The 14,804-nt window shown below is 36.1% G+C and carries 19 protein-coding genes; 10 read left to right on the forward strand and 9 right to left on the reverse strand.

The genetic code is table 11. The features are described from left to right. Positions 1-39 precede the first annotated feature (39 nt). The 6 genes from JO178_RS06045 (at position 40) to trpS (ending at position 3,469) form a co-directional block, all read left to right on the forward strand. Positions 40-420, forward strand: coding sequence for a TraR/DksA C4-type zinc finger protein (locus JO178_RS06045; RefSeq protein ID WP_002983772.1), 381 nt, complete (start codon positions 40-42; stop codon positions 418-420). A 78-nt stretch (positions 421-498) separates the two neighbouring features. Then, positions 499-744 (forward strand): DUF6576 domain-containing protein, encoded by a 246-nt coding sequence (locus JO178_RS06050; RefSeq protein ID WP_291933098.1) that lies wholly within the window; start codon positions 499-501, stop codon positions 742-744. Between the two features lie 16 nt (positions 745-760). Then, positions 761-952, forward strand: a complete 192-nt coding sequence (locus JO178_RS06055; RefSeq protein ID WP_291933100.1) for a DUF2683 family protein — start codon at positions 761-763, stop codon at positions 950-952. Further along, the gene (locus JO178_RS06060; protein WP_291933102.1) at positions 952-1,590 is read left to right on the forward strand and encodes a lipoprotein signal peptidase; all 639 of its coding nucleotides are present in this window, start codon (positions 952-954) and stop codon (positions 1,588-1,590) included. The genes JO178_RS06055 and JO178_RS06060 overlap by 1 nt, the downstream gene beginning before the upstream one ends. A 13-nt stretch (positions 1,591-1,603) precedes the next feature. Further along, entirely contained in the window at positions 1,604-2,248 is a 645-nt protein-coding gene (locus JO178_RS06065; RefSeq protein ID WP_291933104.1) for an ElyC/SanA/YdcF family protein, read from the forward strand. Positions 2,249-2,500: 252 nt separating this feature from the next. After that, entirely contained in the window at positions 2,501-3,469 is a 969-nt protein-coding gene (trpS, locus tag JO178_RS06070; protein ID WP_291933106.1) for a tryptophan--tRNA ligase, read from the forward strand. Between the two features lie 85 nt (positions 3,470-3,554). Here the strand turns inward: trpS and JO178_RS06075 are convergent, their stop codons facing one another. The 4 genes from JO178_RS06075 to JO178_RS06090 form a co-directional block, all read right to left on the reverse strand. Beyond that, on the reverse strand, positions 3,555-4,838 hold the full coding sequence (locus tag JO178_RS06075) for a HAMP domain-containing sensor histidine kinase (RefSeq protein ID WP_291933107.1): 1,284 nt from the start codon (positions 4,836-4,838) through the stop codon (positions 3,555-3,557). Beyond that, positions 4,838-5,509, reverse strand: a complete 672-nt coding sequence (locus JO178_RS06080) for a response regulator transcription factor (RefSeq protein ID WP_291933110.1) — start codon at positions 5,507-5,509, stop codon at positions 4,838-4,840. The genes JO178_RS06075 and JO178_RS06080 overlap by 1 nt, the downstream gene beginning before the upstream one ends. Positions 5,510-5,705: 196 nt before the next feature. Beyond that, complete coding sequence (locus JO178_RS06085) at positions 5,706-5,912, reverse strand: hypothetical protein (RefSeq protein WP_291933111.1); 207 nt, start codon at positions 5,910-5,912, stop codon at positions 5,706-5,708. Between the two features lie 35 nt (positions 5,913-5,947). Continuing rightward, positions 5,948-6,397 carry a PepSY-like domain-containing protein gene (locus JO178_RS06090; protein ID WP_291933112.1) on the reverse strand — a complete coding sequence of 150 codons (450 nt, stop codon included), beginning with the start codon at positions 6,395-6,397 and terminating at the stop codon, positions 5,948-5,950. Positions 6,398-6,546: 149 nt separating this feature from the next. Between JO178_RS06090 and JO178_RS06095 the strand changes: the two genes are divergently transcribed. After that, positions 6,547-7,005 carry a GNAT family N-acetyltransferase gene (locus JO178_RS06095; protein WP_291933114.1) on the forward strand — a complete coding sequence of 153 codons (459 nt, stop codon included), beginning with the start codon at positions 6,547-6,549 and terminating at the stop codon, positions 7,003-7,005. A gap of 108 nt (positions 7,006-7,113) precedes the next feature. On the opposite strand, the gene JO178_RS06100 is transcribed toward JO178_RS06095, so the two are convergent. From JO178_RS06100 to JO178_RS06120, 5 genes are all read right to left on the reverse strand, one after another. Beyond that, on the reverse strand, positions 7,114-7,809 hold the full coding sequence (locus tag JO178_RS06100; RefSeq protein ID WP_291933116.1) for a YjjG family noncanonical pyrimidine nucleotidase: 696 nt from the start codon (positions 7,807-7,809) through the stop codon (positions 7,114-7,116). 203 nt (positions 7,810-8,012) lie between these two features. Continuing rightward, entirely contained in the window at positions 8,013-8,603 is a 591-nt protein-coding gene (locus tag JO178_RS06105; RefSeq protein WP_291933431.1) for a sigma-70 family RNA polymerase sigma factor, read from the reverse strand. A gap of 195 nt (positions 8,604-8,798) precedes the next feature. Next, positions 8,799-9,290 (reverse strand): hypothetical protein, encoded by a 492-nt coding sequence (locus tag JO178_RS06110; protein ID WP_291933118.1) that lies wholly within the window; start codon positions 9,288-9,290, stop codon positions 8,799-8,801. A gap of 82 nt (positions 9,291-9,372) precedes the next feature. After that, complete coding sequence (gene metK / locus JO178_RS06115) at positions 9,373-10,653, reverse strand: methionine adenosyltransferase (protein ID WP_291933120.1); 1,281 nt, start codon at positions 10,651-10,653, stop codon at positions 9,373-9,375. Between the two features lie 233 nt (positions 10,654-10,886). Then, a complete protein-coding gene (locus JO178_RS06120) occupies positions 10,887-11,837 on the reverse strand; it encodes a LysR substrate-binding domain-containing protein (protein ID WP_291933122.1) in 951 nt (316 codons plus the stop codon). A gap of 130 nt (positions 11,838-11,967) precedes the next feature. Here JO178_RS06120 and JO178_RS06125 point away from each other — a divergent pair, with 130 nt between their 5' ends. The 3 genes from JO178_RS06125 (at position 11,968) to JO178_RS06135 (ending at position 14,799) form a co-directional block, all read left to right on the forward strand. Beyond that, positions 11,968-13,455, forward strand: a complete 1,488-nt coding sequence (locus tag JO178_RS06125; RefSeq protein WP_291933124.1) for a catalase — start codon at positions 11,968-11,970, stop codon at positions 13,453-13,455. A gap of 105 nt (positions 13,456-13,560) precedes the next feature. Then, complete coding sequence (locus JO178_RS06130) at positions 13,561-14,328, forward strand: enoyl-CoA hydratase-related protein (protein ID WP_291933127.1); 768 nt, start codon at positions 13,561-13,563, stop codon at positions 14,326-14,328. 48 nt (positions 14,329-14,376) lie between these two features. Further along, positions 14,377-14,799 (forward strand): dCMP deaminase family protein, encoded by a 423-nt coding sequence (locus JO178_RS06135; RefSeq protein ID WP_291933130.1) that lies wholly within the window; start codon positions 14,377-14,379, stop codon positions 14,797-14,799. Positions 14,800-14,804: the final 5 nt, after the last annotated feature.

Raw genomic sequence — 14,804 nt, forward strand, 5'->3', positions numbered from 1 at the left:
AAATTCCATTTCATAATTTTATTAAAAAAGAGAAAGAATATGTCAGACGAAAGAGTTAGATACAGCGATGCTGATTTACAGGAATTTAAAGCGATCATTAAAGAAAAAATAGAAAAAGCAGAAAAAGATCTTCAGCTGATCAGAGAAAGTTTCATCAATGACCAGAATAACGGAACAGATGATACTTCTCCTACATTCAAAGCTTTTGAAGAAGGGGCTGAAACACTGAGTAAAGAACAGAACTCTATTTTAGCAGGAAGACAGGAAAAATTCGTACGTGATCTCAAGAATGCGTTAATCAGAATCGAAAACAAAACGTATGGTGTTTGCAGAGTAACAGGAAAGCTGATTCCTAAGGAAAGACTTTTAGCCGTTCCGCACGCTACGCTAAGCATCGAAGCGAAAAATATGCAGAAGTAACCGGAAGGTTTGTAAAATAATATTGGGTTTATATCGTATTCAAGGATACTTTATAAACCTAATTTTTAATGTATACCCATGAGCGAATTATTAATTTTAGGAATTATCATCGCAGTTGTCATATTGTTTTTCAACAGAGACCGGATCAAAAACAGATTCTTCCCTGACCGTCAGAAAAACTATACAATTGATGACAAATTCAATTCTGATAAACGTGAACGGGAGAAAGAAATTGACAGACTTTTGAGTAAGATGGGCAAAAACGGGATCAATGATCTGTCTCCTAAAGACAGAAAAAAGCTTAACGAATTGTCCAAAATGTAAAATTTAAATATAAGAAATGGAATCTATCATAGTACATCCTAAAAATTCTATGGAGCTTAACGCACTGAAAAGCGTTTTAAAAGAAATGAACATTAAATTTGAAAAAGCTCATGTGAAGAGTTCTTTTAATGGCCAGAAAGTGATTAAAAAAGCAAGCGATAACAAAAATGTAAAAGCGCCAAGACCGTCAAAACCTAAAGGACTGTAATGAAAAAGATTTTAGCTATCACATTTTTGGTATTGTTAATTGACCAGGCTTCAAAAATTTATATTAAAACCCATTTTAATCTGGATGACAGTATAACTGTTTTACCTGGTTTTAAACTGACTTTTGTAGAAAATCCCGGAATGGCTTACGGATTTCATTTCGGTGGAATTATCGGAAAATATTTCCTGGTAATCCTGAGAGTCTTCCTGATCGGAGGGATGGTATACATGTTTAAAAAATGGCTAAAGGAAGGGGCTTCTAATTATCTTTTAATTCCAATGGCTATTATTTTTGCCGGAGCGATAGGAAACCTTATCGACGGAATGTTCTACGGAATGATCTTCGATAGCGGAACTGTTTATGATCCTAGTATAGACCGATGGATCGGATACGGAGGAATTTCCAAATTTGCTCCTTTCGGAAACGGATACTCTACTTTTATGAAGGGCTGTGTCGTAGATATGCTCCACTTCCCGTTGGTAGACTGGTATGTTCCTGAAAGCTGGCCTTTAATTGGCGGAAAACATATTGAGTTTTTCAAATATATTTTCAATGTTGCTGATTCTGCGATTACGGTAGGCGCTGCTTTCCTTTTAATCTTCAGAAAAAAAGCATTTCCGAACGGCCTAGAATTTTAAAGGGTATATCCTGATGAAAAGAATAATTAAAAATATTTTAAAATTTTTCCTGCTTCTCTTTGTGGCGGGAATTATTTTTATCGCCTGGGCGAATTACAGTATTAAAAAGGACAGCGAAGCATTGGTTTCCTTTGCTATTGCTGACGTGCCGGAAGCAAAAACAGCAGTACTGCTGGGAACCAGTAAAACATTAAATAACGGAACACCTAATGCTTATTTCTACAACCGGATAAAAGCAGCTACCGATCTTTACAAGAGTGGAAAAATACAGTACATTATCGTAAGCGGGGACAACAGTACCAAGGATTATAATGAGCCGGAAGATATGCAGACTGCCCTGATTCAGGAGGGAGTTCCGCAGGATAAAATCATCCTGGACCATGCCGGATTCAGAACGCTTGATTCTGTAATACGGGCTAAAGATATTTTCGGACAGACGAAGCTGATCATCATCTCTCAGAAATTCCATAATGAAAGAGCTGTTTTTCTGGCTAAACAAAATGGAATTCAGGCTTTCGGATACAATGCCGCAGATGTTAATAAATACGCAGGATTAAAGACCAATATGAGAGAATATCTGGCCAAAGCAAAAGTATACTGGGATTTAATCTTTGGAGTAGAACCAAAATTTGGAGGGGAGAAGGTTGTAATTCCTTAATCTTTTTAACCACGGATTACACACACTTTCATACATCATTATGATAAAAATCTGCAGGAGTCTATTTTTAAGTTTGGGCTAAAGCCAATGAAATGGTTTCTTTATTATAAGGCGGCCTAAAGCCCGCCTCTATTAATCGAACTGAGCCTATATTGAAATTTTGAAGACAATCTTTTGCTCTTTTAATTCATTATTCCCATTAAACCTCGTAAATTTGCAATTCATGAATTTTTAAATATAAATTATAAACAAATGTCAAGAATTCTTACCGGCATTCAAGCCACCGGAACCCCCCATCTTGGAAATTTATTAGGGGCTATTATTCCCGCGATTGAACTTTCAAAGCAGGAAGGAAATGAATCATTCTTATTTATTGCGAATCTTCACACTCTTACACAGATTAAGGATGCGCAGACTTTGAGACAGAACACCTACGAGATTGCTGCGGCTTGGCTTGCTTGTGGATTAGATACCGAAAAAACATTCTTCTACAGACAAAGCGATATTGCTGAAACCTGTGAACTATCTTGGCATTTATCATGTTTTTTTCCTTATCAAAGATTAACATTGGCACACTCATTTAAGGATAAGGCAGACCGTCTTCATGACGTCAATGCAGGATTATTTACTTATCCTATTCTGATGGCAGCAGATATTTTATTATATGATGCTGAAATTGTTCCTGTAGGGAAAGATCAGCTTCAGCATTTGGAAATTGCGAGAGATGTAGCCTCCAGATTTAATAATCAGATGGGTGAAGTTCTTGTATTACCGCAGGCAGAGCTTCAGCAGGACACAAAATATGTTCCGGGAACAGACGGACGCAAAATGTCTAAATCCATGGGAAACATCATTAATATTTTCCTTCCGGAAAAGGAACTAAAAAAACAGGTGATGAGCATTGAATCAGATTCAAAATCTTTAGAAGAACCTAAGGACCCTGCAACAGATAAGACCTTCCAGATTTATGAGCTGATTGCAACACCTGAACAAACAGAAGAACTGAGAGCAAAATATCTTGCCGGTAACTTCGGATACGGCCATGCCAAAAAAGAGCTCTTAGATCTTATTCTGGGACGTTTTGCTAAAGAAAGAGAAATATTCTCTTATTATATGAACAACCTTGATGAACTGGAAGCTAAACTGCAACAGGGAGCAGAGAAAACCCGTCCAATCGCTATGGAAACTCTTAAAAGAGTAAGAACAAGCTTAGGATTGTAATCCTGAACGCTGTATCATAAAAAAGCTGTATCAAAGGTGATACAGCTTTTTCTTTATATCATCAGAGCTGAAGGAATTGTTTTTATCACGTTGTATTCTTTGTAAGGATAAAACAATGTTTTCCTTCTTCAAATTCGTAACTCACATCCCAGCCCGGATACTGCTTTGCAATTGTTTTAACAATGGACAGCCCCAAACCCGTAGAGGTATGATCAGAGCCCTGTTTATAGAAACGGTTAAAAATTTTTTCCGGATCTAAGGGAACTGATGAACCGGTATTTCTAAAGGCGATCATATCATTTTCAATGACAATGTCTAAACTGCCGTTTTCATGATTATACTTAACCGCATTTTTAAGAAGGTTAGACAACAGGATATCAGCAAGATCAGGATTAAAATCCGCTATAAAATATCCTTTTTCCACTATACGAACATTCACTTTTTTAAATTCTATAAAATCTTCATAATTCTGAACCAGATGGCCAATAGCCTCATTAAAATCAACCCCTGATGTTTTATGAAACTGGCTGTTCTCTATTTTGGAAAGCATGAGCAATGATTTGTTCAGCCCTACCATTCTTCTCATATCTCCTTTTACTTCGGTAAGAAAATTCAGGCTTCTTTCTTCAAGATCTTCATTCTGAATAAGGAGATCAATTTTATTAATTACAATAGCTAAAGGAGTCTGAAGTTCATGAGAGGCATTTTCAATGAACTGTTTCTGCTGATAAAATACAAGCTCATTACGTTCAATCATCTCATTAATCTCTGTGTTGAGTTCTCCGAATTCTTTGATGGAATACTCCGTGTTTTCCTTCTTTGACGGAATTCCAAACTGATATTGTTTAAGTTTTTGCAGAATGGAATAAAACGGGCGCATGGCTTTATTAAGCAGATATCCGTTTACGGCTACAATACTTATCACTAAGAGAATATAGAGAACAATTAAGGCTGTTGTCAGATCATAGATCAACTCATCTTCTTCCACAGTAGAAGTTCTGATGACCAGTCTCTGATGCTTCCTGAACTGATCAATAAAATCGGCTTCCAGTACACGATATGGCTGATCTTTATCATCGTATTCCATATAATACATCTTATTGTAAAGCCTGCTTTTATTTTTATACTCACCAGCCTTAATAGGTATAATTTTAAATTCATTGAATCCGAAATCATTGTTCTTCAACAATTGCGGATTCAGATACACCGCCTTAATAATCTGTATCTTTCTGTTTCTTAACCCATCATCTACATTATCATGAACCTCATCCAGAATATAAGCATAAAACAGCCCCGCCCAAACTGCAATAATTAACAGCAGGACCATAATCAGGTACTTTATGGTGTAATATTTTAATGAAACTTTCATCAGATAAATTTATATCCTATTCCATATACAGCCTGAAAATCGGCTTCTGCATGAAAAGTCTTTAATTTTTTACGAAGGTTTTTAATTTGTGAATAAATAAAATCCAGACTGTCAGCCTGGTCGATATAATCTCCCCAGATCGCTTCAGCCAGTGTAGTTTTCTGCAGTGTTTTTTCCGGATGAATAACAAAATAGTACAGAAGGTCATACTCTTTGCGATTGAGAACAAGCTCTTTTTTACCTACCGTTACTTTCCTGTTATCAGGATCAATACTGATGTTTTTATAAGTGATCTTATTTTCCCCGTCCTGATGGTTTCTCCTGATCACAGACCTTATTCTGGCCATCAGTTCTGCAAGATGAAAGGGTTTTGCCAGGTAATCATCTGCGCCTATTTCCAGACCGGTCACTTTATCATCCACCGAATCTTTGGCAGAAAGGATGATCACAGGATCTTTTTTGTGCAGTTTTTTTAATTCTCTGAGTAAATCGATACCGCTTCCGTCCGGCAGCATAATATCAAGAAGAATACAGTCGTATTCATAAGAAATAATTTTATCCAGACCTGTACTGTAATTATGGGCATATTCTACAATAAACTGCTCTGCTTCCAGAAATTTCTGTACAGTTTCTTTTAATTCCGGTTCATCTTCTACTATTAAAATCTTCATATGACTGGATTTATTTTACTTTAAATACGATCAAATATATAAAATTATCAAGGAATATTGAGAAGTGAAGCCAGATACTCCTGAAAGCTTATGAATACATCATCAGTAACAAAACAATATGATACAGTACTGATACAATGTCTGCCATATACAGGTAATCGACGGCTTCATTCCCCAGACTTTCTTTCATCATCCGTTAAGTTGTTTTCACATGGCGTCCGTCCGCATCGAAAATAAGACACAGCCCGTTCATCAGATGAATTTTATAGGCATTATATTTTTTCTCAATAGATTTAACTACACTACACGGATGATGCTTTGTCATAAAAGAGACAATACTTTTTCTAATCTTGCTGGAAGCCATTTTTCTTCCGTTACTTCTTATTACACTCCAGTTGACCATAATGTTAAATTTTAGTGTTAAACTTTAATAATGAATTAGTCATCAATTTTCTTAAAATTCCCGCTTCGGTCAAATTCTGCTTCCAATCCATTGGATAATTCAGCGTTGTAAGACCACCTCTTTTTTTCTATCTTAACGATATACGTATTCGGGAAGTTTCTTACAGTGTAATTTCTGATAGCTACAGGAATAAAACCGTAGGGCAACTTCTGATGTTTCCCGTCTGCTTCCTTCCAGTTTCCATGACTATCAAATTCCACTTTCATTCCGTTTCTCAAATACACTTTGTATTCATCTACTCCGTAAATTTCTCTGTCTTCTATAGCTGAGCTTACGGATATTCCTTTAAAATGAGCTGCTAAAAATACTTTGGCAGTTTTCGGCAGTTTATTAGGATGAATAGCTCTGTCTTGTGCCAGAGTAAAGCTTCCCGTCAGCAAGAAAATTAAAATAAATACGTTTGTGATTTTCTTTACATTTTTCATAACCTTAAGTTTTTTAATCTATATTCTGAAGCAAAGATCACAATCAATTTGGGAAAGAATTGGGAAAAAAACGGATGGATACAAGTCAGTAGTAAAAAGAAGAAATAACAAATTTTGTGTACCTTTATGCAACTACTATAGTTTGTTTTATGAAACCAGTATATGAAAAAGCAACCCCAAAGGATTGTGAACTTCTTTCCGAAACAGCAAGAATTGCGAAAGGCCATTGGGGCTACTCCAAAGAATTGCTTGAACAATGGCATGATGACTTAACTGTAACTCCTGACAACTTTAAGAATCATGTCATATATAAAGGTTTCTTTGAGAATGATTTTATAGGTTATTTTTCTTTGAAAGACCATGGAATGTATACCGAACTGGACGGCATGTGGATCTTACCCCAATATCACGGCAAAGGATTAGGTACAGACATGATACTAAAGGCAAAAGAAGTTGCCCGGGCATTGCATTATAAATATATTGAGCTTTTTGCTGATCCTAATGCGGATGGCTTTTATGAAAAGTGCGGAGCAAAAAAAACAGGTAAAATACCCACCATTATTGAAGACCGTTTTTTGAATACCTATCATTTTATTCTTAACGAATAATCCTGTATTATCCACTCGGCCAAGTTATAATGTCGGGGGTATTTTTGTATAATCCGTTTCAAAAGCCTGAACAGCAGGCTTCTGCAGCTTTTCAGCTGAGCTGAAAAATCAAAGGTATTCCTTGATCTGCTGAAGATGAGTGATTGCTTTTATGCCTTCCTTCTGCTTATCTTCCTTATAGACATCGAAAAAGATAGCATCCATTCCGAAATCTGTGGCTCCCATTGCATCAGCAATCCAGTCGTCCCCAATCAGAATACTTTCTTCTTTTCGTGCATCAGACAAACCCAGAGAATATTCAAAAATCTTAGGATTGGGTTTTCTTACGCCCACAGCATCTGCACTGGTAATTGTTTCAAAATAAGGGGCAATACCGGATAGTGTACATTTCCTTTCCGTAACCTCCTGAAAGCCATTAGAAATAATGTGCAACGTATAATTCTTAGCTTTTAAATAATTAAGAATATCTTCCGCACCTTCTACGAGTTCATTATAGCTTACGATATTATCCAGGAAATGCTCTTCAAAATAAAGAGCAAGCTCTTTATTATCTACTCCAAAATGTTTAAAAGAGTCATAGAATCGATGTTCTCTCAGGTACTCTTTACCTATAATCCCATCTCTTATTTTTTCCCAGAGATCTTCGTTGATCTCATGGTAAACAGCGTGAAACGCTTCAAAGTCTATATTGTACTTTGAAGTTACTTCCTGTTTTTCAAAAAGTTCCTTGATGGTCAGATAGGCATTTCTGCGATGATCCCAGAGCGTATTGTCCAGATCAAAAAAAACGTGCTGCATTTTCATACAGCACAAAGATAGTGATTTTTAATTTTTTAAGATCGTATAATTCTTAGTCTTGCTCTTGATTACATCAAGACTTTTGGAAAAATTCAGCAAGAAATCTATGGTTTGTTTTTTTGGTTTCAAAGTTTTCACTTTTAAGGAATCATTTTTTTTCATAGGCGAAGCATGTTTTCCTTACAACGTGAATTTTTATGAAATATTATCTATCTGGTTAATATTATATTATTTTCATCCATGATTTTTCTCAGGTTTATTAAAGCGTAACGTACTCTACCTAAGGTAGTATTAATACTCATATCCGTATGATCGGCGATTTCTTTAAAGCTGAGCCCGTCGAAAAATCTTAGTTTTATCACCTCCTGTTGGTTTTTAGGAAGAAACTGCAACATTCTCAACAGGTCTTCCTGAATTTGATTGGTTACAAGCTGATCTTCAATATTCTCAGAAGGCTCTCTGATTAAATCAAAAATAGAATATTCATCTGTTTCAAAAGTAGTCTCTGAAACTTTGATGTTCTTGGCTTTTGATCTAAAATGGTCAATGATTAAATTGTGAGAAATTCTCTTAGCCCAAAGAATGAATTTACCTTCCTCGTTATAACGTCCTTCTTTTAGCATCACAATAATTTTCATAAAGGTATCCTGAAAAATATCGTTGGCTAAATCTTCATCATTAATTTTATAAAAAATGAATGTAAACAGTTCTCTCTGATGGCGGTGAATAAGGGTCGATAATGCGCCCTCGTCGCCTTTCTGATAAAGCGAAATTAGTAAACTATCCGATTTTGATTTCATAACTCTTCTCAATATAATATTTGCAGACCAGCCCTCGTCCAGATACATTATCTGGCTTTTGCTGTATACACAAAACAGTTCTTCAGAGTAGAGTCTCTTCGATAGGCGGCACAATTATATTATGACGTAAATATAATAATTTTTTAATAACTGTTAATCAATTATTAAATTTTTGCAATAAAAATTTAATAAAAATCACTTAAACATGTCATGAATAAACACAGTAGGGATATTTAATGTAAAATTAATATTCAACCCTTTCATTTCCTTTCCGTTTAAACGGGTATCTCCGATAGGAAAAGCATATCCGCCTGTAAGGTCTAACATTCCGAATAAGGTAACTCCAATTTTCGGAGCAATATATTTATTGGTACCTTCAGCTCCTACCAGAAAGTAATATGAATGGTAAAAATCCACGTTCTTTTCAAAGTTAAGCAATACATCCGCCTGTAATTTTGGCATGATGGCAAACTTTGAATCTGCAACTCCCATTAATGCAGATCCACCTAACCTGTAAATAACATCATCATTCTTAAGAAAAAGCAATTTACCTCCAAGCTCCCCAAAGCTTTGATTCTGATAGGTATATCCTACACTAATCATCTTATGCATGGTTAACTGCGCTTTTACTAAAGTACTTAGAAAAAACAGGGACAGGATTGCAAATGCAGTTCGAAAATTCATCATCTTTCAATTATTAAGATGTAAAAATAAAAAAAACTGCCTTATCAAAAAGATAAAGCAGCCATTTATTCTGTAAAGAAAAAAATTAAATTCCGAAAGCGGCTTTAATTTCTTCCACTTTGTCAAGTTTTTCCCATGTAAAGAACTCAAGATCTTTTAATGTAATCTCGTTTTTCTGCCCTTTATTGAAAGTCTTATCAGCTACATAATGCTCTTTACCCATATGTCCGTAAGAAGCAGTTTCCTGATAGATAGGATTTCTTAATTTTAAGTTCTGCTCAATAGCATAAGGTCTTAAATCAAAAATAGCAGATACTTTTTTAGCAATCTCCCCATCGTGAAGATCTACTTTTGAAGTTCCATAGGTATTGATATATAAACCACAAGGCTCAGCTACCCCGATAGCATAAGAAACCTGTACCAAAACTTCGTCAGCAACTCCTGCAGCAACTAAGTTTTTAGCGATATGTCTTGTAGCATATGCAGCACTTCTGTCTACTTTCGAAGGATCTTTTCCTGAGAAAGCACCTCCACCGTGAGCTCCTTTTCCACCGTAGGTATCAACGATGATTTTTCTTCCTGTAAGACCTGTATCTCCGTGAGGACCACCGATTACAAATTTACCGGTAGGATTGATATGATACTTGATCTGATCGTTGAATAAAGCTTTGATTTCCTCAGTCTGTTGTGCAACAACCCTAGGAACCAGAATATTTTTAATATCTTCACGGATCTTGTTCAGCATTTCTTCTTCAGTTCCGAAGTCGTCATGCTGTGTAGATACAACGATAGAATCAATTCTGACAGGCTTGTGGTCATCAGAATATTCAATAGTTACCTGGCTTTTTGCATCCGGACGAAGATAAGCGATCTCTTTATTTTCTCTTCTGATGGCAGAAAGTTCTTTAAGAATAGTATGGGCTAAATCTAATGCAAGGGGCATATAATTAGCAGTTTCGTTAGTCGCATACCCAAACATCATTCCCTGATCACCAGCTCCCTGTGCACTTGCTTTTGCTTCAAAAGACTCATCTGTTACAGCTCTATCAACACCCTGGTTGATATCCGGAGACTGCTCATGGATGGCAGAGATAACTCCACAAGAATCTCCATTGAACATATACTCTCCTTTGGTGTATCCAATTCCGTTGATTACTTCTCTGGCAATTGTCTGCACATCAAGGTAAGCATCAGATTTCACTTCTCCTGCCAATACCACCTGTCCGGTAGTTACAAGAGTTTCACATGCCACTTTTGAACTTTTATCGTATGCTAGGAAATGGTCGATTAATGCATCGGAGATTTGGTCGGCAATTTTATCCGGATGTCCTTCTGAAACTGATTCAGATGTAAATAAATAAGACATATTATTCTTTGTTTTTTAGATTAAAAAAATTTATTGACGAAAAATAAGAATAAATTGCCCAGAAAAAGAATACTGTTTTAGCATTTTTTTATAGAGGTTGCAATCAGGTCAAATTTTTCCTCGTCTGTAAACGTCAGCAAATTTAAGCACTATTTTCGTAATACTCAAAATTTTTGTTTACTAATTATAATTTTCTTTAAATTAATGATTTGTATCCCTTTAAAGCATCCCGATTACTGTGGCTTGATGCTTACAAATTCTTTCGGACTTTCATGATAATTCAATTTAAGTTCTAAAGAATTTTTGATAGAATGTGATAATTCATCAATGATTTTTTGTTTGAATGTTGGTTTATAATAAATAATACTGATCTCACGATAAGGGAAAGGCTTCTTGAATCTGAAGACATTTTTCTTCTGTTCATCCGAAAGCTGGCTTAAAGCAAGTTCAGGTAAAATACTGATTCCTCCTACTTTATCTACCATATGTACCAAAGTCTGGATATTTGAAGCCAGGAAATCCAGATTCTTAGGCTTTAATGTATTTTCTTTCAGATGACAAATGTTTTCAAACTGATTTCTAAGGCAGTTTCCTTCCTCCAGCAACCAGACCTTTTCAACATTCAGTTCTTCAGGGATAATGTATGAATTCTTTTTATTAGCTTCAGTATTGGAGCTGTAAATCATCAACTCTTCATTGAACAGGAAATCCTGATAAAACTCATCCGCCGTATCATAAGGAGTAGAAATAATTCCTGCATCCAGTTCTCCGGCTTTTAAAGCTTTAATAATATTATCCGTTGTCATTTCTTTCACATTCATCTGAATCTTCGGATTTTCTTCAAGGAACTTAAAGATTTCCGTCGGCAAAATGAAAGAAGAAACGGTAGGAATAATTCCTAAATTGATGGTTCCTCCTAAAATATTATTCAAAAGATTGGCTTTATTTTTCAGCTCATTAACCGATTCTATAATGACTTTAGCCTGATCGATAATCTGAAGTCCTACATCTGTAGTACGGATCGGGTGTGTTGTTCTGTCAAAAACCTTCACATCCAGCTCATCCTCAAATTTCTGTATCATGGCACTTAAGGTAGGCTGGGTAATGAAGCATGCCTGAGCTGCTTTACCAAAATGTTTATACTTATCAACAGCGATAAGATACTCCAGTTGCTGAATGTTCATTTGATTAATATTATCTATTACAAAGATATAATGTTTTTGCTATTAGCAATTAAAAATTCAAGTAAATTTGATATTCACTACCTTTACACAGAGATTTAAAATAAGAAACAATTATTCAAATCATCAATATATGGATTCTAAAAAATTAACGTTAAGTAACGGCGCACCTTATTTTGAGCATCAGGATTCCCAAACGGTAGGACCAAGAGGCCCGGTATTGTTACAGGATTTTATACTTCAGGAAAATCTTGCACATTTCGTTAGGGAAAGAATTCCTGAGAGGATTGTACACGCCAAAGGAAGCGGTGCCTATGGGACTTTTACAGTAACCCATGACATCAGCAAGTATACAAAAGCAAAACTATTTTCAAAAGTAGGAAACTCGTGCAGAATGTTTGCAAGGTTTTCAACCGTAGGAGGAGAAAAAGGAAGTGCAGATACAGCAAGAGACCCTAGAGGATTTGCTTTGAAATTTTACACGGAAGACGGAAACTGGGATCTTGTAGGAAACAACACACCGGTCTTCTTTATTAAGGATGCAAAAAAATTTCCGGATTTTATTCATACCCAGAAAAGAGTTCCTAAAACCAATTTAAAAAGCGCCACTATGATGTGGGATTTCTGGAGTTTAAACCCGGAGTCACTTCATCAGGTTCTTATTTTAATGTCAGACAGAGGAACACCATATGGCTACAGGCACATGCATGGTTTTGGTTCTCATACATTTTCTATGATCAATGACAATAATGAGAGGGTATGGGTGAAATTTCATTTTAAAACCAAACAAGGGGTAAAAAATTTCACCAATGAAGACGCGGTGAAAATGGCAGGAGAGAATCCTGATTTTGCACAGGAGGACCTGTGTAACGCTATTGAAAACGGAGACTTCCCGAAATGGACACTCTATATTCAGATAATGACCGAGGAGCAGGCAAAAGATTTCAGATGGAACCCTTTTGATGTAACTAAGGTATGGTTCCATGATGATTTTCCTTTAATTGAGGTAGGTGAAATGGAGCTTAATGAAGTTCCTGTCAATTACTTTGCCCATGTAGAGCAGTCTACCTTCTCACCAAGCAGTCTGATCAACGGGATTAGCTTTTCACCGGACAAAATGCTTCAGGGAAGATTATTCTCTTATCCTGATGCTCATCGGTACAGAGTGGGAGTAAATGCTCACCAATTAGAAGTAAACAGGTGTCCTTTTGCAGTGAATAACTACCAGAGAGACGGCTACATGGCTGATTCAAGCCAATATCAGGACAAACCCAACTACCACCCTAACAGTTTTGATGATATCCAGGCTGACCCAGCCTATAAAGGATACGAATATGAATTAGACAGTGCACATGTTGCCAGCTACAATAGAAATGAGAATGATAGTGATCATTATACACAACCCGGATTATTGTATTCAAAAGCAATGAATACTGAAGACAGAAACCATCTGATTCAAAATATTGTCGGAAGTATGAATGGAATCACCGGACCTAAGAGAGATGAGATTATCAACCGACAGCTATGCCACTTTTTTAGAGCAAACATAGAGCTTGGCATGAAAGTGGCTTCTCAGCTAAATGTTAATATTGATGCAAATATGATGAATCATTCGAAATAATCATATCGAACAATAAATCAAAAAAAAGGAAAAAAAAATAATATTTTTTCCTTTTTTTTGTAAAAAATTCATAATTTGCAAGGGATGATATTTTAAAGTGGAAAAATGAGTTACGAAAATATATTATTAAAAAAAGAAGATAAATTATCTATCATTACTATAAACAGACCTGAAAGTTTAAATGCTCTAAATGCAAAGACTATTCAGGAAATCAGTACAGCACTGGATGAGCTTGATGCAGACAGCACCTGCAGAGTTATTATCCTTACAGGGAGCGGAGAAAAATCTTTTGTAGCTGGAGCTGACATTAAAGAATTTAGTGATTTTGGACAGGAAAAAGCGGAAGAGCTTGCGAAAAACGGGCAAAACGCTCTGTTCAATAAAATTGAAAATATGACTAAACCTGTTATTGCCGCCGTCAACGGTTTTGCATTAGGAGGAGGTTTAGAGCTTGCTATGGCATGCCACATCAGATATGCATCGGAAAACGCCAGATTAGGACTTCCTGAAGTAACCCTGGGACTTATCCCTGGATACGGAGGTACCCAAAGACTTCCAAAGCTTGTAGGAAAAGGTATTGCCAACGAAATGATCTTCTCTGCCAAAATGATTCCCGCTCAAAAAGCAAAGGAAATCGGATTGGTTAATGAAGTATACCCTATTGAAGAATTATTAACAAAAACGAAAGAATTAGCGAATATTATTGCCCACAATTCACCAATGGCAATATCTAAGGCTATCCACGCCGTGAATTTATCTGACACGGATAAAGGTTTCGAAACTGAGATCAAGTATTTCGGGGAACTTTTTGAAATGGAAGATAAGAAAGAAGGAGTGACTGCTTTCCTGGAGAAAAGAAAGCCGAACTTTTAATCTTTCAAGCTTTTAATCCAAATTATTTCGAAAAACTAATGCTGCGGTATGAATAAGTTTGACAAGGCTTATCTAAAAATGGCCCAGGAATGGGCAAAACTCTCCTACTGTAAGAGAAAACAGGTTGGAGCTCTTATCGTAAAAGATAGGATGATTATTTCAGATGGTTACAACGGAACTCCTTCGGGGTTTGAGAACTGCTGTGAAAATGAAGAGGGAAAAACGCACTGGTATGTTCTGCATGCGGAAGCTAACGCGATATTAAAACTCGCAGCTTCCACTCAGTCTGCAAAAGGCGCCACGTTATATTTAACGCTGTCGCCATGTAAAGAATGCAGTAAACTGATTCTGCAGGCAGGAATTACAAGACTGGTGTATATTAATGAATATTCGGATGACGACGGGATATCGTTCTTGAGAAACCATAATATTGAAATAGAACAAATATCGGACTGTGAACTAAAAAAATAAGCACA

It is taken from the genome of Chryseobacterium sp. (assembly GCF_019236175.1).
In the GTDB taxonomy this organism is placed as follows: Bacteria; Bacteroidota; Bacteroidia; order Flavobacteriales; family Weeksellaceae; genus Chryseobacterium.

Bases quoted from the DNA above. Each gene is read 5' to 3' on its own strand.
- JO178_RS06045 (WP_002983772.1), top strand. From the start codon at position 40: ATGTCAGACGAAAGAGTTAGATACAGCGATGCTGATTTACAGGAATTT.
- JO178_RS06050 (WP_291933098.1), top strand. From the start codon at position 499: ATGAGCGAATTATTAATTTTAGGAATTATCATCGCAGTTGTCATATTG.
- JO178_RS06055 (WP_291933100.1), top strand. From the start codon at position 761: ATGGAATCTATCATAGTACATCCTAAAAATTCTATGGAGCTTAACGCA.
- JO178_RS06060 (WP_291933102.1), top strand. From the start codon at position 952: ATGAAAAAGATTTTAGCTATCACATTTTTGGTATTGTTAATTGACCAG.
- JO178_RS06065 (WP_291933104.1), top strand. From the start codon at position 1,604: ATGAAAAGAATAATTAAAAATATTTTAAAATTTTTCCTGCTTCTCTTT.
- trpS (WP_291933106.1), top strand. From the start codon at position 2,501: ATGTCAAGAATTCTTACCGGCATTCAAGCCACCGGAACCCCCCATCTT.
- JO178_RS06075 (WP_291933107.1), bottom strand. From the start codon at position 4,838: ATGAAAGTTTCATTAAAATATTACACCATAAAGTACCTGATTATGGTC.
- JO178_RS06080 (WP_291933110.1), bottom strand. From the start codon at position 5,509: ATGAAGATTTTAATAGTAGAAGATGAACCGGAATTAAAAGAAACTGTA.
- JO178_RS06085 (WP_291933111.1), bottom strand. From the start codon at position 5,912: ATGGTCAACTGGAGTGTAATAAGAAGTAACGGAAGAAAAATGGCTTCC.
- JO178_RS06090 (WP_291933112.1), bottom strand. From the start codon at position 6,397: ATGAAAAATGTAAAGAAAATCACAAACGTATTTATTTTAATTTTCTTG.
- JO178_RS06095 (WP_291933114.1), top strand. From the start codon at position 6,547: ATGAAACCAGTATATGAAAAAGCAACCCCAAAGGATTGTGAACTTCTT.
- JO178_RS06100 (WP_291933116.1), bottom strand. From the start codon at position 7,809: ATGAAAATGCAGCACGTTTTTTTTGATCTGGACAATACGCTCTGGGAT.
- JO178_RS06105 (WP_291933431.1), bottom strand. From the start codon at position 8,603: ATGAAATCAAAATCGGATAGTTTACTAATTTCGCTTTATCAGAAAGGC.
- JO178_RS06110 (WP_291933118.1), bottom strand. From the start codon at position 9,290: ATGATGAATTTTCGAACTGCATTTGCAATCCTGTCCCTGTTTTTTCTA.
- metK (WP_291933120.1), bottom strand. From the start codon at position 10,653: ATGTCTTATTTATTTACATCTGAATCAGTTTCAGAAGGACATCCGGAT.
- JO178_RS06120 (WP_291933122.1), bottom strand. From the start codon at position 11,837: ATGAACATTCAGCAACTGGAGTATCTTATCGCTGTTGATAAGTATAAA.
- JO178_RS06125 (WP_291933124.1), top strand. From the start codon at position 11,968: ATGGATTCTAAAAAATTAACGTTAAGTAACGGCGCACCTTATTTTGAG.
- JO178_RS06130 (WP_291933127.1), top strand. From the start codon at position 13,561: ATGAGTTACGAAAATATATTATTAAAAAAAGAAGATAAATTATCTATC.
- JO178_RS06135 (WP_291933130.1), top strand. From the start codon at position 14,377: ATGAATAAGTTTGACAAGGCTTATCTAAAAATGGCCCAGGAATGGGCA.